This is a genomic window from Xenorhabdus sp. Sc-CR9, from assembly GCF_963897815.1.
Classification (GTDB): Bacteria; Pseudomonadota; Gammaproteobacteria; order Enterobacterales; family Enterobacteriaceae; genus Xenorhabdus.
On the sequence record NZ_CAWQTY010000113.1, the window covers coordinates 1 to 439 of the forward strand.

The window sequence follows — 439 nt, forward strand, 5'->3', positions numbered from 1 at the left end:
TTATTCGCTTAACCTCACAACCCGAAGGTGTCTTCGGATGGCGTGTTTGAGAGATTCACCCGTGAGTTCACGTAACATCACGGGCCGTTTCAAATTTTCAGCTTGTTCCAGATTGTTAAAGAGCAAATATTGCTAAACCGGCTCGCAAGCCGCGCTTAACAATACCGTTGGCACCGCCTTTCACCCAGGGCCTGAGCAATGTGGCGTCCCCTAGGGGATTCGAACCCCTGTTACCGCCGTGAAAGGGCGGTGTCCTAGGCCTCTAGACGAAGGGGACATCAAGTCTTCTTCGCAGACGCTGCTCATTCTTCATTTCATCAGACAATCTGTGTGAGCACTTCACAATACTGCACTCGTTCGGTAAGGAGGTGATCCAACCGCAGGTTCCCCTACGGTTACCTTGTTACGACTTCACCCCAGTCATGAATCACAAAGTGGT

The 439-nt window shown here is 51.0% G+C and carries 1 tRNA gene and 1 rRNA gene; both read right to left on the minus strand.

The window, feature by feature from the left end:
- Positions 1-201: 201 nt before the first annotated feature.
- A tRNA-Glu gene (locus AACQ81_RS05805) sits at positions 202-277 on the minus strand.
- Between the two features lie 84 nt (positions 278-361).
- Positions 362-439: ribosomal RNA gene (locus tag AACQ81_RS05810) — 16S ribosomal RNA — on the minus strand; the annotation flags it as partial.